Raw genomic sequence first — 17,660 nt, 5'->3', positions numbered from 1 at the left:
CCGCGCGCGCCGCGCCACTTCCTCCATCTGGGCTTCTTCCGGCCGGGCTTGCCGCACGTGAAACGCCAGGCCCCCCTGGGCCGTGGGGTACTGACGGCGCGTCGCTCAGATACTTTCTGTTTATGTGATGTAACAGTCTGCACATGATCAGTCAGCAGAACATCGACGGGACCGCGCGCCTCCTTGCACCGGGTCGCGGACTGCGCGCGGCGCTGCTCTCCCTGACCACCGCCGCAGCCCTGACCTCCGGCCCGGCCGCGACCGCCCTGCCCTCCGCCGGCCTCCGCGCCGACTGGGACGCCATCGCGGCGTGCGAGTCCGGGGGCAACTGGAGGGCCAACACCGGCAACGGGTACTTCGGCGGCCTGCAGTTCCGTCAGTCCAGCTGGGTGGCGGCCGGCGGCCTGCGGTTCGCCCGCCGGGCCGACCTGGCCACACGCCGCGAGCAGATCCACGTCGCCAGGCGGCTCGCCCGTATCCAGGGCATGTCGGCCTGGGGCTGCTCCTGGGCCGGGCGCTAGCAACTCCGGCTCAGCACAGGACGGCGAGCGCGCCGGGGAGCACCCGGGCCGTCACGGGCAGGGCGGCGTCGACCTCGCCGTCCGCGCCGTAGGGCACCGCGCGGTCGGCCGTGACGCTGATCTCCTTGCCCCGCAGGATCCGCACCTCGGGCCGCTCGACGTGCGCGCCCGTCTTGAGTTCGTTCATCAGGGCGAAGAACAGGAGGCGTGGCGCCTCGCGGACGAGGACCACGTCGAGCACGCCGTCGTCGACCCGGGCACCGGGGGCGATCATGCGGCCGGAGCCGTAGTAGGGGGAGTTGGCGATCACCACGGTGTAGCCGCGGTGATCGTGCTCCACCCCGTCGACGGTGACACGGTAGTCCGCCGCCCGCCAGCTCGCGACGGCCCGCAGCCCGCCCGCGTAGTAGGAGGCTGCACCGCGCAGCAGCCGGGCCCGGTTCGCGTGGAGGTTGGCGAGCGCATCGACGCCCGCGTAGACACTGCCGAGCACGACGGTGCGCGGGTGGACCGCCGACTCCACCTCGATGGTGTCGACCAGACGCGGGGACCCGTCGAGCAGGATCCGGGCCAGCGCGGGCGGGTCCGTGGGGAGTTCGAGGGCGCGGGCGAAGTCGTTGCCGCGGCCGGCCGGTACCAGGCCGAGGAGCGCGCCGGTGCCGCTGAGCGCGCCGCCGATGCCGCCCGCGATGCCGTCGCCGCCCACGGCGAGGACGACACGTTGCCGCGCTCCGGCCTCCCGGGCGAGCTCCTGCGCATGGACGAGGCTGCGGCTGTACTCGGTCTCCAGCTCCGCCCCCGCCTCCCGGAGCAGCCGTCCCACCCGCAGGAGCGCCGCGGCGCCACTGGATCCGCCCGCGGTGGGGTTGACGATGGCGGTGAACTGTCGCATCGGTGGGCCTCCGGGGCGGTGCGGGTCGGTGGCGGGAGCCGGGGGGCGGCGGGCAGCGGGCTGGGGGGTGCGACGCCTTGTCGATGAAACGACGAAGCGATGAAGAGGTCGAGCGGTCGGGCGCTTGAGCGGTTCGGCCGAGCGGTTGCACCGTGAAGCGGTCCGATGGTGCGGCAGTGTGACAGGCCTGTCAGTCGAGGGGCAGCAGGACCCCGGGGTTGAGCAGGCCCTCGGGGTCCAGCCGTCGCTTGACGGCCCGCAGGGCCTCGATGCCGAGCGGTCCGGCCTCCCGGACGTACCAGTCGCGGTGGTCGGTGCCCACGCCGTGGTGGTGGCTGATGGTGCCGCCCGCCGCGAGGATCGCCTCGTTCGCGGCGTGCTTGGCGGGCGTCCAGTGGGCCACGGGGTCGTCGCCCTGGGCCGAGACGACGGTGAAGTACAGCGAGGCGCCGTTCTCGTAGACGTGGGAGATGTGGCACATCACCAGGGGCGGGGTGCCGGCCTCGGTGAGGGCCATGGTGAGCGCGGTGCGGACGGCGGCGTACAGCTCGGGGATACGGGACCAGAAGGCCGCGGTCTCCAGCGTCTCGGCGAACGCGCCGGCGTCGAGGAGCGAGTCGCGCAGATAGGGCGCCGAGTAGCGGCCGTGCGCCCAGCGCTCGCCGGGCTCCTCGCCGACGTATCGGCCGCCGCACTCGCGCAGGACGGCCGCGGCGTGCTCCCTGCGGTGGGTGGTGTCCTCCACGGTGCCCTCGTAACCGGCGATCGCCATGCATCCGGCGGACTGCGGCGCGTCCGCCGAGCCGATGGCGTCGGGCTGGGCGAGGCCGATCAGCGTCTCGGTCTCGTCGGACAGGCGCAGCACGGTCGGCCGCGGTCCGTCCTGGGCGAGGCGGCGCAGGGCGGCGGCCCCCTCCTCGAACGAGGCGAAGTGCCAGCCCTCGTAGACCCGGGTGTGCGGCAGGGGGCGCAGGCGCAGGGTCACCGAGGTGATGACACCGAACGCCCCCTCGGAACCCAGGACGAGCTGGCGCAGGTCGGGGCCGGCCGCCGAGCGGGGGGCGCGGCCGATGTCCAGCGTGCCCTCGGGGGTGGCGAGGGTGAGGCCGAGCACCATCTCGTCGAAGCGGCCGTATCCGGCGGACGCCTGTCCGCTGGAGCGGGCGGCGGCGAATCCGCCGATGGTCGCCCACTCGTACGACTGCGGGAAGTGGCCGAGGGTGAAGCCGTGTTGGGCCAGCAGCGCCTCGGCCTGCGGGGCCCGCAGCCCGGGTTGCAGGGTGGCGGTGCGGGAGACGGGGTCGAGCGCGAGGAGACCGTCCATCCGGCGCAGGTCCAGGGCGACGAACGGGCGCCGCCGTTCGGGGGCGAGGCCGCCGACCACGGAGGTGCCGCCGCCGAACGGGACGAGGGCCAGACCGTGTTCGGCGCATGCCTTCAGGACCGCGAGCACGTCGTCGTGGCCCGCGGGGAGCACCACGGCTGCCGGGACGTCGTCGACGTCGCCGCGGCGGATGCGCAGCAGGTCGGGCGTGGACTTGCCGCGGGTGTGCCGGATCCGGGACTCCGCGTCGGTACGGACGTGCGCCTCGTCCCCGACGGCGTCGACCAGGGCCCGGCGGGCGGCGGGGCCGAGCGGCGACTCGGGTACGGCGATGTCTTCGAGGCCGGCCGGTGCGGCGTCGCCGGGCTTGACCCCGAGCAGGTCGCGCAGCAGCCCGACCACCGTGTCGGGCAGCGGTGCGGCCTTGGCCGGGTCGCCCCAGCCGCTCCACAGCATGTCCATGGGGTTGTCCTCACCGGTCGTGTCGAGTCGTGCCGTGCTCCGCCCGGGCGTGCCGCGCCTTGCCCTGCGGCGCCCGGGGCGCGTTACACTGTGACACATGACGCCTATTCGTCACAACGGTTCGGACAGCGATCCCGTGCTCGACGCCGTGCGCGACTGTGTCCTGGCCGTCGGGGTCCGCCGCACCACGCTGACCGACGTGGCCCGCCGTGCGGGCGTCTCCCGGATGACGCTCTACCGGCGCTGGCCCGACGTGCGGTCCCTGGTCGGGGACCTGATGACCCGGGAGTGGGTCGATGTGGCCACCCGGTCCATGCCGGAGCGCCGGCCGGGGACGGACACCCGCACGCTGATCGTCGACGGCCTCGTGGGGGGAGTGGAGGCGTTCCGCGCCCATCCGCTCTTCCGCAAGATCGTCGACGTGGACCCCGAGCTGCTCCTCCCCTATGTGCTGGACCGGCGCGGCGCCAGCCAGGAGGCCCTTCTCGGCCTGCTCGCCGACGCCCTGCGCGAGGCCCACGCCGACGGTTCGGTCCGTCCCGGCCCTGCCGAGCGGCAGGCCCGCGCCCTGCTGCTGGTCGTCCAGTCCTTCACCCTGTCGCTGCGCACCATGACGGAGGCGGACGACCCCGACCTGACCTCCGAGGCCTTCCTCGGGGAACTGCGCACCATCCTGGAGAGGACCCTGACGCCATGACCTCCACCCCCAGCCCGGTCGGCGCGGCGCACCCGGCCCCCGGTTCCTCCCTGACCGCGGCCCGGCGCGCCCGGGAACTGGCCCGCACCGTCGGCGGCCCGGCCGTGGACGTCCTGGTCGTCGGCCTCGGCGCGACGGGCGCCGGAGTCGCCCTCGACGCGGCGGCCCGCGGACTCACCGTCGCCGCGGTCGACGCGCACGACCTGGCCTTCGGCACCTCCCGCTGGAGCTCCAAGCTCGTCCACGGCGGGCTGCGCTACCTCGCCTCGGCGCAGCTCGACGTCGCCCACGAGAGCGCGGTCGAGCGGGGGGTGCTGATGGAGCGCACGGCTCCGCATCTGGTCCGCGCCCAGCCGTTCGTCCTGCCGCTGACGCCGCTGGTCTCCCGCGGTCAGGGCGCCCTGGCCTGGGCCGGGTTCCGCGCCGGGGACGGGCTGCGCCTGGCGGCGCGCACAGCCCGCGCCACGCTGCCTGCGCCGCGCAGGCTGTCGGCCGTGGAGACCCGCCACCTCGCTCCCGCGCTGCGGCCGACCGGGCTCCGCGGGGGCCTGCTTTCCTGGGACGGCCGCCTCACCGACGACGCCCGCCTGGTCACCGCGATCGCCCGGACCGCCGCGGCGCGCGGCGCGCGGATCCTGACCCGGGTGCGGGCCCTGGAACTCACCGGCTCCGGCGCCCGGATACGCGACGAACTCACCGGCGAGGAGGGCGACATCCGCGCCCGTGCCGTGATCAACGCCTCGGGGGTGTGGGCGGGCGGCCTGGTGGACGGCATCCGGATCCGGCCCTCCCGCGGCACCCACCTGGTCCTGCGGTCCGAGCGCCTCGGCCCGCTGCCCGCCGGGCTGCACGTCCCGGTCCCCGGGGAGACGAACCGCTTCGTCCTCGTCCTGCCGCAGGGCGACGGCCGGGTCTACGTCGGCCTCACCGACGAACCCGTGGACGGCGACATCCCCGACGTCCCGGAGGTCCCCGAGACCGACATCGGCTTCCTGCTCGACGTGCTGGGCACCGCCCTGGACGTGCCGGTCCACCGCGACGACGTGGTCGGGGCCTTCGCCGGTCTCCGTCCACTGCTGGACACCACGCCGGCGACGGGCTCCGGCGCCGCGCCCAGGACCGCCGACATCTCCCGCAGGCATGCGGTGCTCACCTCGCCCGACGGCGTGACGACCGTCGTCGGCGGCAAGCTGACCACCTACCGGCGGATGGCCGAGGACGCCGTCGACTCCGCCGTCGCCACCCATCGTCTCGGGGCGGGCCCCTCCCCCACCACGTCCGTCCCCCTGGTCGGCGCCGCGCCCCCGCACCGCCTCGCCGCGCTCCCCGCCCCCCGGCACCTGATCCGGCGCTACGGCAGCGAGGCCCCCGCCGTCCACGCCCTGGGCGCCGAGAACCCGGACCTGCGCGAACCTGTCCTGGAGGGCCACCCCGTCACCCGCGCCGAACTCGTCTGGGCCGTACGCCACGAGGGCGCCCTCGACGAGGCCGACCTCCTCGACCGCCGCACTCGCATCGGCCTCGTCCCGGACGACCGGGCCACGGCTCTGAAGGCGGCGCGTGAGGCGATGGGCTACTTGGCCGTGTGACGGGACCGGCGAGGACGCAGAGCCCGTCGTTCGGCGGAGGCGGATGGAGCGGTCGCGGCTCCCGGCGGGCGGAGTGTCAGGCGGCCTGGGCCGGGCCGGGCTCCAGACGGTCCCGGAGCTGGGCGCGGTGCAGGGCGGCCACCGGGCCCACGAGGTCGGGGTGGCGCAGCAGAGCGGCCGCCCGGCGGTCGTTCTCGTCCGGCGTGACCAGGCGCCGGAACTCGGCCGGCGCACCCGTCACGTGCTCGCCCGCGACCACGGCGGTCACCGCCCGGCCGGCCAGCTCCGGGTCGGTGAGCAGACAGGCGGCCCAACTGGCCACCACCTCGTCCACCCAGGAGCGCCACGCGGAGGAGTCCGGGTCGCCGCCCTGGACGCCGTCCGCGCCCGTGATCCAGTCCAGGCGGGCCGAGCCACCGGGCCCGGCCATGCCGACCAGCGCGGCGTCCATCGGCGTCGGGTAGCGCAGCCACGCCGCGACCGTGACGGCCTGGCGCGCCTGCATTTCGCACAGGACGTTGGCCAGGGCTCCGCCGGACGCCGGGTAGGCGCCGGTCAGCCACTGGGCGGTCGCCGCGATGAGAGGGGAGAGTTCTTCGGGCACGTGCCGGACCGTTCGCACTGTCGCAGGGAAAGGGGGGCTGCCCGGAAAGGTAGCCCGCCCGCAGAGGGCGGCGGCATGGCCCAGGTCTCTTCCAGAACGTGGTCTCGGCCACAGCGCGGCACGGGCGAGGGCATGGGCCTCCATTACAGTGATCCGCCTGCGGCGAGGGGAGAGACGCGGTGCGGGTCGGGACGGGGACGGTGTGGCGGGGACTGGTCCCCGCCCTGGTGCTGGGCGGGGCCCTGACGAGCTGCTCCGGTGCGGCGGAGGAGAGCACACGGCCGACGGCACGCTCGTCGGCGACCACGGCACCGGGCGCGCCCGGCACGGCCGCCGCCGCGTCCGGCGGCACCATCGGCGCCCAGGGCTCGGCCTGCGAGCTCCCGGTCACCTTCGACATCGCCGAGGACTGGAAGGCCGAGGCAGTCGACTCCGGCACGGCGGGAAGCGCGGCCGACGGCGGCCCGGACGGCCCCTCGCTCTCCGAGGAGGTCGCCGACGCACTGCTCCGCCAGGGCCCGGTGACCGCCGTGTGCGAGATCGACGCCAAACCGGCCGGGAACATCGGCTTCCTCCGCGTCTGGACCGGCGAACCGGCCGACACGGACGCCCGCGCGGTCCTGGAGGCCTTCGTGACGGCCGAGGGCGACACGAGCCGGGAGAGGTACCGCCCGTTCCGCACGGCCCGGGTGAGCGGCGTCGAGGTCGAGTACCTCTTCACCAGCCGGCTGCTGGACGAGACGAAGAAGGAGCGCGCTCTCGCCGTGACCACCACCGAGGGGCCGGTCGTCCTGCACCTCGGGGGCCTGGACACCGAGGAGCACGAACAGATGGTGCCCGCCTACGAACTCGCCAAGCGGACCCTGCGCACGCCGGCGTGACCGGCGGCGCGCCCACCAAGGCCGAGTCCGGTCTCGCCGGCCCGGTCCGGGAAGCGCCCGCATACGCGGGCCTCTTCGGGCGGATGAACCTCACCGGTCTCACCGCTCTCACCGGGCGCCGGAGGGCTGCTCGGCGGCGTCCCCGGTGGGCGCGGCCACCGCCGCCGAGCGGAGACGACGGCGATCCCACGTCGTCCAGAGGAACAGCGTTGCCACCACGGCGAGTTCGAGGGCCGTCGACAGTCCTGGCACCACCTCGGTCGGGAAGGTGAAGAGCAGGACGAACCGTGCGGCCGCCTCGGCGGTGAGGGCGATGCCCCAGACAGCGGTCTGCCGGCGTAACACGGCGTGAGCGTGGCGGCAGTCGGTTCCCGGGCGCGGACGGAACCGCCGGGCGAGATGGGCGAGCGCGGGCGTCGGCGTCGCGCAACTGGCCAGGAAGACCAGGCCGGCCAGGGCGCTGGTGGCCGGGTCGCGGGCGAGCAGGATCCGCTCGTCCCTGGCGACGAGGGCGATGAGCAGCATGAGGGCGTAGGTGCCGAGCATGAGCGCGTTCAGGCCGTCGATCCGGCGCGTACGGGCCGTGGTCCACGCCAGCCGGGCGCCCGCGGCCACGGTGGCGGCAAGGAGCGAGGCGGTGAGCCCCGCCCGGAGTGCCTGCGCCCCGTAGAAGACGCCGGGTGACAGGCCGAGGTCCAGCAGGAGGTCCAGACGGCCGGGGCGGGTGCGGCCGGATCGGCGGAGTCCGGGGCGGACGCCCGAGGCGGGGTTCGTGGTGCGGGGCGCGGCGATCGTCCGAATCGTGTTCATGGTGCGAGGCTAGGGGCGGCGGCCGCCTCGGTGATCAACCCCTGAGCGGAGAACCGGGTGGATTTCACGGGGCCGGTTTCTCCACCCCCGGGTGGGGTCGGGCGCAGGGCACGGGCGGGCGCGAGGCCGTGGTCGGTCGGGGTGGCGCGGCGCGGGGCCATGGATCGGGCGCAGGGCAGGGGCCTGTCCCGGCGGGGCGCGGGGCCCCGTGCGGGAGGACCACCGCGCCACCCCCGCGGGGCTCGTACCCTGGGCCCCGTGCACATCTGTTTCGTCTGCAGCGGCAACATCTGCCGGTCCCCGTCCGCCGCGCTGGTGTTCGGGGAGCATCTGCGCCGTACCGGTCTGGACGAGGTGGTGCGGGTCACCAGCGCCGGGATCGGGCCCTGGCATGCCGGGGAGGCCATCGACGAGCGGGCCGGTGAGGCGCTGCTCCGGCACGGCTATCCGGTCGAGCACGTCGCCGCGCAGGTCGGCTCCGAGCACCTGGACGCCGACCTGTTCCTGGCCCTGGACCGGGGGCACGACAAGGCGCTGCGCCGCTTGGTGGACGATCCGTCCCGGGTGCGCCTGCTGCGCTCCTTCGATCCGGACGCGACCGGCGACCTCGACGTGCCGGACCCGTACTACGGCGGCCCGGAGGGGTTCGAGGAGGTGCTGGCCATGATCGAGGCCGCGGTGCCGGGCCTGCTCACCTGGGTGCGCGGGCGGCTCGCGGCATGACCGCCCGTCCGGCGGCCGCCGACGACGAGGGACCGGAGCCCGCGGCCGCCCGCCTCACCGGACGCTCCGTGACCGGTGAACGGCGGCTGTCCGCGACGCTCACCGAGGTGACGCTGGACGACGGCCGGGTGGTCATGGTCAAGCGCGGTCCCGAACCCCGTGCCGTACGGGCCGAGGCCGCGGGGCTGCGCTGGCTCGCCGAGGCGGGCGCGGTCCGGATCCCCGCCGTGCACGGACACGACCGGCTCCGGCTGGTGACCGACCTGGTCCCGCCCGGCCGGCCGAGCGCGGGCGCCGCGACCCGGTTCAGCCGCGACCTGGCCGCCCTGCACGCCGCGGGGGCACCGGCCTTCGGATCGCCGCCGCCCGGCGGACCCGAGGAGGCGTACATCGGCCTGGCCCCCCTGCGCAACGCGCCCGGTGACGACTGGCCGAGCTGGTACGCCGAGCACCGGGTGCTGCCGTATCTGCGCCGGGCCGTGGACGACGGCACCCTGCGTCCCGCCGAGGCGGCGGTGATCGAGCGTGCGCTGGAGCGCCTGCCCGGTCCGGCCGGCCCCGCCGAGCCACCGGCGCGGCTGCACGGCGACCTGTGGAACGGCAACGTGCTGTGGAGCGCCGACGGAGAGGTCTGGCTGATCGACCCGGCAGCGCACGGCGGGCACCGGGAGACCGACCTGGCGATGCTCCACCTGTTCGGCTGCCCCCATCTGGACCGGGTGCTGGACGGCTACCAGGACGCGGCGCCGCTCGCCGACGGCTGGCGGGACCGGATCGGGCTGCACCAGCTCTTCCCGCTGCTGGTCCACACGGTGCTGTTCGGACGCGGCTACGCCGACCGGGCGGTGGCGGCGGCCCGGAGCGCCACCTCATGACCCCCGCGCCCGTCCCGGCGACCGGCCCCGACCGTCCGCCGGTGCGGCGCCCCGTCTTGGCGACCGGCCCCCGGTCGTCCGCCGGTGCGGTCCGCCGTCCCGCCCGCCGGTCCCGCCGGCCAGTCCCGTCCGCCCGGTGTCGTACGACTCCGTCGTGCATCGGTGCCGTACGCCCGCGTCACGCGTCCGTGCCGTCCGCCCGAGTCGCCCGAGTCGCCAGAGTCGCCTGAGTCGTCCCTGCTAGCCGGTGCCCTCCACCAGCCGTGCCAGGTTGTCCAGGGCCATGCGCGTGCCCCTTTCGTTGTCCTCGCGCGGCACGGCGTCGGGGACGCCCTCGTGCCGGATCACGACATCCGTCCCGCCCCCCGTCCCGGCCTCCGTCCCGCCGTCCACCGGGGTGAGGGACGTCGTCATCGTCATCGCGCCGCCCAGGGCCTCGTCCCCGGTCTCGAACTCGACCACCTCGACGACGAGTTCGTCCGGGACGAGCCGCGCGAAGTGACCCCGGTAGGTGTCCGTGCGGGCACCCGACTTTCCGGGTCGCCCGGCATCGTCGTAGGTGAGGGACACCCGGAACCTGCCGCCCTCGCGGGGGTCGAACTCGTGCACCCGGGCGGTCATGCCGGCGGGGACGCGCCAGGCGGCCACCGCGTCCGGGTCGAGGAGCGCCCGGTACACGGACGAGGGCGGCGCCTGCACGCGCCGTGCGACGGTCGTGGCGTACATGACGGCAACGTACCGCGCCCACCGCCCGGCCGCGCGTGCGCGCGTCCCACGCGTACGGGTCATTGAGCACGGGGGCGTGAGAGTACGCAGGTTGCCTGCGAGATGTCGCGATTCTATCACCAAGTCACCCAAACGTCTTCGCCGTTGTCCGTCCATGTCGGTCCGCGTGCTAAGAAATACGGCGTCACAGACATGCGGCGTCCCACGGGGCGCCGCGTGTCATGTCGTTCCGGCCCCAACGGGCCACAGGGGGAAGAGGTAGCACCGCAGTGAACCGCACCCGCACGACCGTCGCGGCCCTGGCCGCGGCCGGGGTCGTCACCGCCGCCCAGCTCGGTCTGGCCGGGGCCGCCTCCGCGGCGACCGCCGCGCCGCAGAGCTCCGGCTGCCCGATCAACATCGTCTACCCGTCCCGGTTCTATGTGGACCACAACGGCTGGGTGACCAACGGGGGCCTGTACTTCGGCATCAAGAGCAAGACCAGCAAGAGCTTCAAGAAGGTCACCTTCACGGTCACCAACGTGAAGAACCTGCGCTTCGGCACGGCCACGCCCAAGGGTGGCAAGATCACCCACCGCACGTCGCAGACCGTCTCGGTCTACACCTCGACGTTCAAGGGCAAGGCGAGCCTCGGCTTCAAGGTCCGTACGCATCTGCTGAACACCCACAGCTACAAGCTGAAGTTCACCCTGCACGGCTCCGGCTGGAACTGCGCGGTCAGTCAGGGCACCTGGGGCGCCTGATCCCACGGTTGCGCCGTCCCGCAGGCCCTGCGGGCCTTTCCGACGCCCCGGCTCCCACGGCCGGGGCGTCGGCGTGTCCGGTCCCGCGCCCGCGCTAGGTAGGCTGCCCATCTGAGGGTCTTCGGGCGGCGGCACTCCCGTGTGTGTCCGCCCGGCTGGGAGAAGGGTGGTGCGGATGGACTGGCGTGGGTTCGCCGAGCAGATGGCCGAGCTGTCCCGCCGCCTGCTCGCCCAGGAATCGCCGCAGGCGACCCTGGACGAGATCGTCTCGGCGGCGGTGGAGCTGATCGACGGGTGCGACGCGTCGGGCGTCCTGGCCGTGCGCAAGGGGCGTGCCGTGACGCTCGCCGCGCACGGGGACATGGTCGAGGAGTCCGACCGGCTCCAGGGAGAACTGGGCGAGGGGCCCTGTTTCGACGCGGCCCGCGCCGCCAACGGCGCCCGTTCCTTCCGTATCGCCGACCTGCGCGAGGCGCCGGGCTGGCCCCGGTACGCGCCCGCCGCCCGGGGCCTGGGCATCGGCAGCATGATGGGCTTCCTGCTGTACACCCGCGACGAGGACTTCGGCGCGCTGGACCTCTACTCCCGGCGGCCCGGCGTGTTCACCCCGGAGAGCGAGACGGCCGGCTGGCTGCTCGCCTCGCACGCCGCCGTGGCGCTGGCCGGCGCCCGGACCGTGGACCAGCTGGAGCACGCGCTGGAGACCCGCCACGCCATCGGCGAGGCCATGGGCATCCTGCGGGAGCGCCACCGGCTCAGCGAGGACGACGCCTTCGCGGTGCTGCGCCGTATCTCGCAGCACCACAACATCAAGCTGCGCGACGTCGCCCAGAACATCCGCGGCGACGGGCCGAAGAAGCCCTGACGGGCACGGGGCGACCGGGACCGGCACCCCGGCCGCGTGGCGCATCGGGGGCGCACGGGACGTGACGCGGGCGCGCTGCGGACGCGCTCAGGACGTGACCCGGGCGCGCTTCGGACGTGCTCCGGGTGCGTTTCGGGACGCGCTCCGGATCGACGCCGGGTGCGCTCCGGGTGCCTCCTGACGCATTCTTGCTGTGTCGTCCTCGTGGCGGAGCAGGGGTAGGACCGATGACGGGCAGAGCCGAGGGAGCGGACCGGACAGCCGTACGGCTGGCCGCGCTGCTGGCCGACGTCTCGACGGAGGCGATCGGCGCGGCCGGCGGCCACGTGGGCGGGGTCCACCTGCGGTCCGCCACGCCCGGCCTGCTGCGGCTGGCCACGCTCGCGGGGCTGCCGGGCCGCCTCTTCCAGCCCTGGTGGCGGCTGCACGTCGACGCGCGCTCCCCGGTCACCGACACCCACCGCCTCGGTGTGCCGGTGATCCTCCCGAACGCCACCGAGACCATGCGCCGCTACCCGCAGTTCGCCGCCGCACTGCCGTTCCAGTTCGGCTCCCTGCACGTCCCCGTCGTCGGCGCCTCGGCGACCTACGGCGTCCTCACCGTTCTGCGCCCCTCCGCCCCGGACGCCTCCGCGGTGGAGGCCGCCGCGGACCGGCTCGGACGACTGGCCGGCGACCTGGGCGCCGCGCTGGCGGCACGCGAGCGACGGGGGGTGGAAGTCGTCTGGGACGGCGAGCCGATGTGCCTGCGCCCTCCGGCGACGCGCGCCTTCGAGGGGCGGGTCGGGCAGTTCTCCTGGGATCCGGCGACCGACGCCGTCACGTCCGACGACCGCTGCGGGGCGCTGCTGGGCACGACCGGTGCCACGTGTCCCGCCACCGGTCAGGCCCTCGCGGGCGCCGTGACCGCGGACGACGGCCACCATGTGCTGACCGCGCTGCGGGACACGGCGGCGGGCCGCCCGCCCGCGCTGCCGCTGCCCGTGCGGACCGGAGACGGCGCGCTGCGGCTGATCGAGCTCTGGTCCTCCCCCGCGGCCGCCCCGCCCGGGATCCGGCAGGTCAGCGGCACCATACGGGACCCGGGGCCCGGCCCCCTGGGGGACGCGGCGGCCGATCTGCTGCCCGACGGGGTCTTCTGCCTGGACCGGCTGGGCCTCGTCGTCTACGCCAATCCGCGCGCCGCGCAGCTTCTGGGCCCCTCGCGCCACGCCCTCGTCGGCCGGCCGCTGTGGGAGGTCGTGCCCTGGCTGGACCAGCCGATCTGCGAGGACCATCTGCGCGCGGCGCTGCTGGCGCCGGACCCGGTGCACTTCCACGTCCGCCGGCCACCCGCCGACAGCCGGGCACCGTCCCCGGAGCGCCGCGAGAGCCACTGGCTGGCGCTGTCCGTGCACCCGGGCCCCGACCTGCTCACCTGCACCGTCCGCCCCGCCGACCACGTGGCGGGCACGTCCTCCGAGCTCGACGCCGTGCCCACCCCACCCCGGATCGCGGACACCACCGCCCTCACCCCGGCGGCCCGCGTGTCCGCCGTGGCCGGCGCACCGGCACCCGGCGCCGACTCGGCGGCCCACCTGTACCGCCCGATCGTGCTGGCCATCGCGCTGTCCGAGGCCGTCACCGCCCGCCAGGTGTCGGCCGTGGTCATGCAGGAGCTGCTGCCCGCGTTCGGCGGGAACCGGCTCGCCATCTACCTGCTGCAGGAAAGACACCTCTATCTGGCCTGGGAAACCGGCTTCCCGAAGGGCTTCCTGGTCCCCTTCGAGGGCGTGGGCCTCGACGTGCACCTGCCCGGGGTGGAGACGCTCACCACCGGGCGCCCTCTCTTCTTCGACTCCATGGCACAGCTCGCGGCCACCTACCCCGGCGTCCCGCTGGACGCGGCGGAGGGTTCCCGGGCGTTCCTGCCGCTGATCGCCTCGGGCCGCCCGGTGGGCTCCTGCATCCTCGGCTTCGACCGTCCGCACAGCTTCAGCGGCGACGAGCGTACGGTCCTGACCGCGCTCGCCGGGCTGATCGCGCACGCCATGGAGAAGGCCCAGCGCTACGACACCGAGTCCGCCCTGGCCCGCGGACTCCAGCAGGCGCTGCTGCCCCGGCTCCTGCCGGAGCACCCGGAGGTGGAGACGGCCGGATGCTATCTGCCGGGCACCGAGGGCATGGAGGTGGGCGGGGACTGGTACGACGTCCTGGCCACCGGGGACGGTCTGGCGCTGGTCATCGGGGACGTCCAGGGCCACGGGGTGCAGGCGGCGGCCACCATGGGCCAGCTGCGCAGCGCGGTGAGGGCGTTCACGCTCGGGGACCATCCGCCGGACGAGGTGATGAGCGGCACCAACCGGCTGCTGATCGATCTCGACCCGGGCCAGTTCGCGAGCTGCTGCTACCTCCGGCTGGATCCCGCCACGGGGGTGGTCCGGGTGGCCCGGGCGGGGCACCCGCTGCCGCTGCTGCGCACTCGCGACGGACGTACGGAGGTCTGCGACGTGGCGGGCGGTGTCCTCCTCGGAGTGGACCGGCTCGCCCACTACCCCGTGACGGAACTGCGCATGGAGCGCGGCGCCGTCCTGGCCCTGTACACCGACGGGCTCGTCGAACGGCTCGGCCTCGACATCGACCTCGGTGTCGAGGCGCTGCGCGTGGCGCTGGCGGAGGCCGGGGCGATGGCCGCCCGGGTGGACGGGCAGTCCCTGACGAGCGTGGCCGACCGGCTCACGGCGACGGCCCGGCACACCGCCGACCGGCCCGACGACATCGCCCTCCTGCTGGCGATGCGCCGTCCCGCTCCCCGGCCGGTGAACTGAGCGCCCCCGGCGCCCCGGACGCGCCCCCAGCGCCTGCCCCGAACACACCCCCGGCGCCCGCCCCGCACGTGCCCCCGGACGTGCCCCTGCACGTGCCCCTGCACGTGCCCCCGTCCCTTTCCACCCTGTTCCCGGCCCTCGCCCGGGCGCGGCCCGGCAGTGTAGACATGGCACATGGTCCGGCTCCCGGGTCGCACCGGCACGCGGTCGGCCCCTCCTCACGCCGGTCGGCGCGCCCCTACGGCGCCCGGCCCCGCTCGGCGATCGCCGGAGCGGCCGGACGGGGGCGGGACGCCCGGGACCCCGCCCACCGGACTGAGGGCCGCCCTGGGCGGGCGGAGCGTCGCCGGACAGGTGTTCGTGCTCCAGGTCGTCGTGGTGCTGCTGCTGGTCGTGGCGGCGGTGGTCGCGCTGGTACTCCAGGTGCGGCACGACAGCGCCCAGGAGGCCCGCAACCGGTCCCTCGCCGTCGCGCAGGCGTTCGCCAACGCCCCGGGGACCCGGGCGGCGCTCACCGCGCCGGATCCGACGGCCGTCCTGCAACCGCGGGCCGAGGCCGCCCGCCGGGCGACCGGGGTCGACTTCGTCGTCGTGATGAACACCGACGGGATCCGCTACACGCACCCCAAGCCGGACCGCATCGGCAAGAAGTTCGTCGGCACCATCCGGCCCGCGCTGGCCGGCGGCGTCGTGGTCGAGGAGGTCGACGGGACCATCGGACGGCTGGTGCAGGCCGTCGTGCCGGTCAAGGCGCCCGACGGCACGGTGGTGGGCCTGGTGTCGGCCGGGATCACCACCTCGAACGTCGGCGGTGTGGCGAACCGGCAGCTGCCGGTCGTCCTCGGCGCCGCGGCCGCCGGTCTCGCGCTGGCCACCGCGGGCACGGCACTGGTGAGCAGACGGCTGCTGCGCCAGACCCACGGGCTCGGACCGCGCGAGATGACCCGGATGTACGAGCACCACGACGCGGTGCTGCACTCGGTCCGGGAGGGGGTGATCATCGTCAGCGACGAGGGCGACCTGCTGCTCGCCAACGACGAGGCGCACCGCCTGCTCGGCCTGCCCCGGGACGCCGAGCGGCGCCACGTCCTGGATCTCGGTCTCGACCCCGAGACCGCCGACCTGCTGGCCTCCGGGCGGATCGCCACCGACGAGGTGCACCTGGTCGGCGACCGGCTGCTGGCGATCAACCAGCGGTCCACGGACCTGGAGGGCGGCCCGTCGGGCACCGTGGCCACCCTGCGCGACTCCACCGAGCTGCGCGCCCTGTCCGGGCGGGCGGAGGAGGCCAGGGAGCGCCTCACCCTGCTCTACGACGCCGGGATGGGTGTCGGCACCACCCTGGACGTGGTCCGGACCGCCGAGGAGCTGGCGGAGGTGTCCGTGCCGCGGTTCGCCGACTACGCCACCGTGGACCTGTACGAACCGGTGCTGGACGGCGAGGACCCCGACCCGGCCTCCGCGCTGCGCCGGACCGCCTCCAGCGGGGTCCGTGAGGACGCTCCCCTGTTCCCGCGGGGCGAGCGGATCCGCTTCGTCGCCGCGTCGCCACAGGCGCACAGCCTGCGCACCGGCCGCCCGGTCCTGGAGCCCCGGCTGGAGGGCGCCCCGGGCTGGCGGGCCCAGGACCCGGAGCGGGCCGAGCGGGTGGTGGCGTACGGCATCCACTCGCTGATCACCGTGCCCGTCCGGGCCGGCGCCCAGGTGCTGGGGGTGGTCGACTTCTGGCGCTCCGAGAAGGCCGAGCCGTTCGACACCGAGGAGCTGGCCCTCGCGGAGGAGCTGGTCGCCCGGGCCGCCGTCTCCATCGACAACGCCCGCCGCTACACGCGCGAGCACGGCATGGCCGTGACCCTGCAGCGCAGTCTGCTGCCGCGCAGCCTGCCAGAGCAGAGCGCGCTCGACCTCGCCTCCCGGTACCTGCCCGCGCAGGCCGGGGTGGGCGGGGACTGGTTCGACGTGCTGCCCCTGTCGGGCGCGCGGGTCGCGCTCGTCGTCGGGGACGTGGTGGGCCACGGGCTGCACGCCGCGGCGACCATGGGGCGGCTGCGGACGGCGGTGCACAACTTCTCCGCGCTGGACCTGCCGCCCGACGAGCTGCTGGGGCTGCTGGACGAGCTGGTGGCCCGGATCGACCAGGACGAGACCGCGGCCGGCGGCACCGCCCCGGTCACCGGCGCCACCTGTCTGTACGCGGTCTACGATCCGGTCTCCCGGACGTGCGTCCTGGCCCGGGCCGGGCATCCGCCGCCGGCCGTGATCCGGCCGGACGGCAGCGTCGGCTTCCCCGAGGTGCCCGCCGGCCCCCCGCTGGGCCTGGGCGGCCTGCCGTTCGAGACGGCGGAGCTCGTGCTGGACGAGGGCAGCCGGCTGGTGCTCTACACGGACGGATTGATCGAGGACCGGGAGCGGGACGTCGACACCGGGCTGGAGGAGCTGCGGGCGGCCCTGGAGACGGCGGGCGCGTCGCCGGAGGAGACGTGCCGGGCGGTGCTCGACGGCCGGCTGCCGTCCCGGGCGGGCGACGACATCGCGCTGATAGTGGCCCGCACCCGGGCCCTCGGCGCCGAGCGAGTGGCCGAATGGCCCGTCCCGGCGGACCCGGCGGCCGTCGGCGGGATCCGCGCGGCGGTGACGCGCCGGCTGGCGGAGTGGGGCCTGGACGAGCTCACGTTCACGACCGAGCTGATCCTCAGCGAGCTCGTCACCAACGCGATCCGCTACGGCAGTGCGCCCATCCGTGTCCGCGTGCTGCGGGACCGGTCCCTGATCTGCGAGGTCTTCGACTCCAGCGACACCTCGCCGCACCTGCGCTACGCGGCCACCACGGACGAGGGCGGACGCGGGCTGTTCCTCGTCGCGCAGCTCTCCGAGCGCTGGGGGACCCGCTACACCGCGACCGGCAAGGTCATCTGGTCCGAGCAGCCCCTGCCCTGAGGCACTGACCGGCAGGGCAAGGCGGACGGGCTGCGCGCCCTCGGGCTGTTCACGTACCACGACGCGACCCCCGCCCCCGCGACACCAGCAGGGTCGACACCGGGCAGCGGGTCTTCCTGGACCGGCACAACCTCGGCCTGGCCCCGCCGCTGGACTGGCAGGTGTACGGGTACGGGTACCACCTCGGCTGACACGCCCGCCCGG

Annotated in this window: 15 protein-coding genes and 1 pseudogene; 11 read left to right on the top strand and 5 right to left on the bottom strand. The window is 75.1% G+C overall.

Features of this window, described 5'->3' with window-relative positions; all coding sequences use genetic code 11:
• Nucleotides 1–143 precede the first annotated feature (143 nt).
• Nucleotides 144–521 (top strand): transglycosylase family protein, encoded by a 378-nt coding sequence (locus ACF1A5_RS07235; RefSeq protein WP_392191842.1) that lies wholly within the window; start codon nt 144–146, stop codon nt 519–521.
• Nucleotides 522–531: 10 nt separating this feature from the next.
• On the opposite strand, the gene ACF1A5_RS07230 is transcribed toward ACF1A5_RS07235, so the two are convergent.
• Nucleotides 532–1,413 carry a YegS/Rv2252/BmrU family lipid kinase gene (locus tag ACF1A5_RS07230; protein WP_392191841.1) on the bottom strand — a complete coding sequence of 294 codons (882 nt, stop codon included), beginning with the start codon at nt 1,411–1,413 and terminating at the stop codon, nt 532–534.
• 190 nt (nt 1,414–1,603) lie between these two features.
• Nucleotides 1,604–3,199 carry an FAD-binding oxidoreductase gene (locus ACF1A5_RS07225; RefSeq protein WP_392191840.1) on the bottom strand — a complete coding sequence of 532 codons (1,596 nt, stop codon included), beginning with the start codon at nt 3,197–3,199 and terminating at the stop codon, nt 1,604–1,606.
• A gap of 97 nt (nt 3,200–3,296) precedes the next feature.
• Here ACF1A5_RS07225 and ACF1A5_RS07220 point away from each other — a divergent pair, with 97 nt between their 5' ends.
• Together ACF1A5_RS07220 and ACF1A5_RS07215 are read left to right on the top strand one after the other, a co-directional pair.
• Entirely contained in the window at nt 3,297–3,896 is a 600-nt protein-coding gene (locus ACF1A5_RS07220; protein ID WP_392191839.1) for a TetR/AcrR family transcriptional regulator, read from the top strand.
• Complete coding sequence (locus ACF1A5_RS07215) at nt 3,893–5,485, top strand: glycerol-3-phosphate dehydrogenase/oxidase (protein WP_392191838.1); 1,593 nt, start codon at nt 3,893–3,895, stop codon at nt 5,483–5,485. Before ACF1A5_RS07220 ends, ACF1A5_RS07215 begins: the two co-directional genes overlap by 4 nt.
• Nucleotides 5,486–5,561: 76 nt before the next feature.
• On the opposite strand, the gene ACF1A5_RS07210 is transcribed toward ACF1A5_RS07215, so the two are convergent.
• Nucleotides 5,562–6,089, bottom strand: coding sequence for a hypothetical protein (locus ACF1A5_RS07210; RefSeq protein ID WP_392191837.1), 528 nt, complete (start codon nt 6,087–6,089; stop codon nt 5,562–5,564).
• A gap of 179 nt (nt 6,090–6,268) precedes the next feature.
• Here ACF1A5_RS07210 and ACF1A5_RS07205 point away from each other — a divergent pair, with 179 nt between their 5' ends.
• Nucleotides 6,269–6,970: a lipoprotein gene (locus ACF1A5_RS07205; protein ID WP_392191836.1), complete on the top strand. Its 702-nt coding sequence runs from the start codon at nt 6,269–6,271 to the stop codon at nt 6,968–6,970.
• Between the two features lie 108 nt (nt 6,971–7,078).
• Here the strand turns inward: ACF1A5_RS07205 and ACF1A5_RS07200 are convergent, their stop codons facing one another.
• Complete coding sequence (locus tag ACF1A5_RS07200; protein ID WP_392191835.1) at nt 7,079–7,780, bottom strand: VC0807 family protein; 702 nt, start codon at nt 7,778–7,780, stop codon at nt 7,079–7,081.
• 258 nt (nt 7,781–8,038) lie between these two features.
• Here ACF1A5_RS07200 and ACF1A5_RS07195 point away from each other — a divergent pair, with 258 nt between their 5' ends.
• Together ACF1A5_RS07195 and ACF1A5_RS07190 are read left to right on the top strand one after the other, a co-directional pair.
• Nucleotides 8,039–8,503, top strand: coding sequence for a low molecular weight protein-tyrosine-phosphatase (locus tag ACF1A5_RS07195; protein WP_392191834.1), 465 nt, complete (start codon nt 8,039–8,041; stop codon nt 8,501–8,503).
• A complete protein-coding gene (locus tag ACF1A5_RS07190; RefSeq protein ID WP_392191833.1) occupies nt 8,500–9,378 on the top strand; it encodes a fructosamine kinase family protein in 879 nt (292 codons plus the stop codon). The genes ACF1A5_RS07195 and ACF1A5_RS07190 overlap by 4 nt, the downstream gene beginning before the upstream one ends.
• 240 nt (nt 9,379–9,618) lie before the next feature.
• Here the strand turns inward: ACF1A5_RS07190 and ACF1A5_RS07185 are convergent, their stop codons facing one another.
• On the bottom strand, nt 9,619–10,104 hold the full coding sequence (locus ACF1A5_RS07185; RefSeq protein WP_392191832.1) for an SRPBCC domain-containing protein: 486 nt from the start codon (nt 10,102–10,104) through the stop codon (nt 9,619–9,621).
• A 269-nt stretch (nt 10,105–10,373) separates the two neighbouring features.
• On the opposite strand from ACF1A5_RS07185, the gene ACF1A5_RS07180 reads away from it, so the two are divergent.
• The 5 genes and pseudogenes from ACF1A5_RS07180 to ACF1A5_RS07160 all read left to right on the top strand — a co-directional run.
• Nucleotides 10,374–10,847 carry a hypothetical protein gene (locus tag ACF1A5_RS07180; RefSeq protein ID WP_392191831.1) on the top strand — a complete coding sequence of 158 codons (474 nt, stop codon included), beginning with the start codon at nt 10,374–10,376 and terminating at the stop codon, nt 10,845–10,847.
• A 175-nt stretch (nt 10,848–11,022) separates the two neighbouring features.
• On the top strand, nt 11,023–11,712 hold the full coding sequence (locus ACF1A5_RS07175) for a GAF and ANTAR domain-containing protein (RefSeq protein ID WP_392191830.1): 690 nt from the start codon (nt 11,023–11,025) through the stop codon (nt 11,710–11,712).
• Nucleotides 11,713–11,939: 227 nt separating this feature from the next.
• Nucleotides 11,940–14,519: a SpoIIE family protein phosphatase gene (locus ACF1A5_RS07170; protein ID WP_392191829.1), complete on the top strand. Its 2,580-nt coding sequence runs from the start codon at nt 11,940–11,942 to the stop codon at nt 14,517–14,519.
• Between the two features lie 174 nt (nt 14,520–14,693).
• Nucleotides 14,694–17,456, top strand: coding sequence for a SpoIIE family protein phosphatase (locus ACF1A5_RS07165; RefSeq protein ID WP_392191828.1), 2,763 nt, complete (start codon nt 14,694–14,696; stop codon nt 17,454–17,456).
• Nucleotides 17,457–17,533: 77 nt separating this feature from the next.
• Nucleotides 17,534–17,647, top strand: a pseudogene (locus ACF1A5_RS07160) (chitosanase); the annotation flags it as partial.
• Nucleotides 17,648–17,660 lie beyond the last annotated feature (13 nt).

The organism is Streptomyces sp. NPDC014864 (assembly GCF_043081525.1).
Classification (GTDB): domain Bacteria; phylum Actinomycetota; class Actinomycetes; order Streptomycetales; family Streptomycetaceae; genus Streptomyces.
Note: the sequence above shows the minus strand (reverse complement) of the source record. Positions and strands in the feature narration are given on the sequence as shown.

Coding starts and splice junctions, on each gene's coding strand:
- ACF1A5_RS07235 (WP_392191842.1), top strand. CDS start 144: ATGATCAGTCAGCAGAACATCGACGGGACCGCGCGCCTCCTTGCACCG.
- ACF1A5_RS07230 (WP_392191841.1), bottom strand. CDS start 1,413: ATGCGACAGTTCACCGCCATCGTCAACCCCACCGCGGGCGGATCCAGT.
- ACF1A5_RS07225 (WP_392191840.1), bottom strand. CDS start 3,199: ATGGACATGCTGTGGAGCGGCTGGGGCGACCCGGCCAAGGCCGCACCG.
- ACF1A5_RS07220 (WP_392191839.1), top strand. CDS start 3,297: ATGACGCCTATTCGTCACAACGGTTCGGACAGCGATCCCGTGCTCGAC.
- ACF1A5_RS07215 (WP_392191838.1), top strand. CDS start 3,893: ATGACCTCCACCCCCAGCCCGGTCGGCGCGGCGCACCCGGCCCCCGGT.
- ACF1A5_RS07200 (WP_392191835.1), bottom strand. CDS start 7,780: ATGAACACGATTCGGACGATCGCCGCGCCCCGCACCACGAACCCCGCC.
- ACF1A5_RS07190 (WP_392191833.1), top strand. CDS start 8,500: ATGACCGCCCGTCCGGCGGCCGCCGACGACGAGGGACCGGAGCCCGCG.
- ACF1A5_RS07185 (WP_392191832.1), bottom strand. CDS start 10,104: ATGTACGCCACGACCGTCGCACGGCGCGTGCAGGCGCCGCCCTCGTCC.
- ACF1A5_RS07175 (WP_392191830.1), top strand. CDS start 11,023: ATGGACTGGCGTGGGTTCGCCGAGCAGATGGCCGAGCTGTCCCGCCGC.
- ACF1A5_RS07170 (WP_392191829.1), top strand. CDS start 11,940: ATGACGGGCAGAGCCGAGGGAGCGGACCGGACAGCCGTACGGCTGGCC.
- ACF1A5_RS07165 (WP_392191828.1), top strand. CDS start 14,694: ATGGTCCGGCTCCCGGGTCGCACCGGCACGCGGTCGGCCCCTCCTCAC.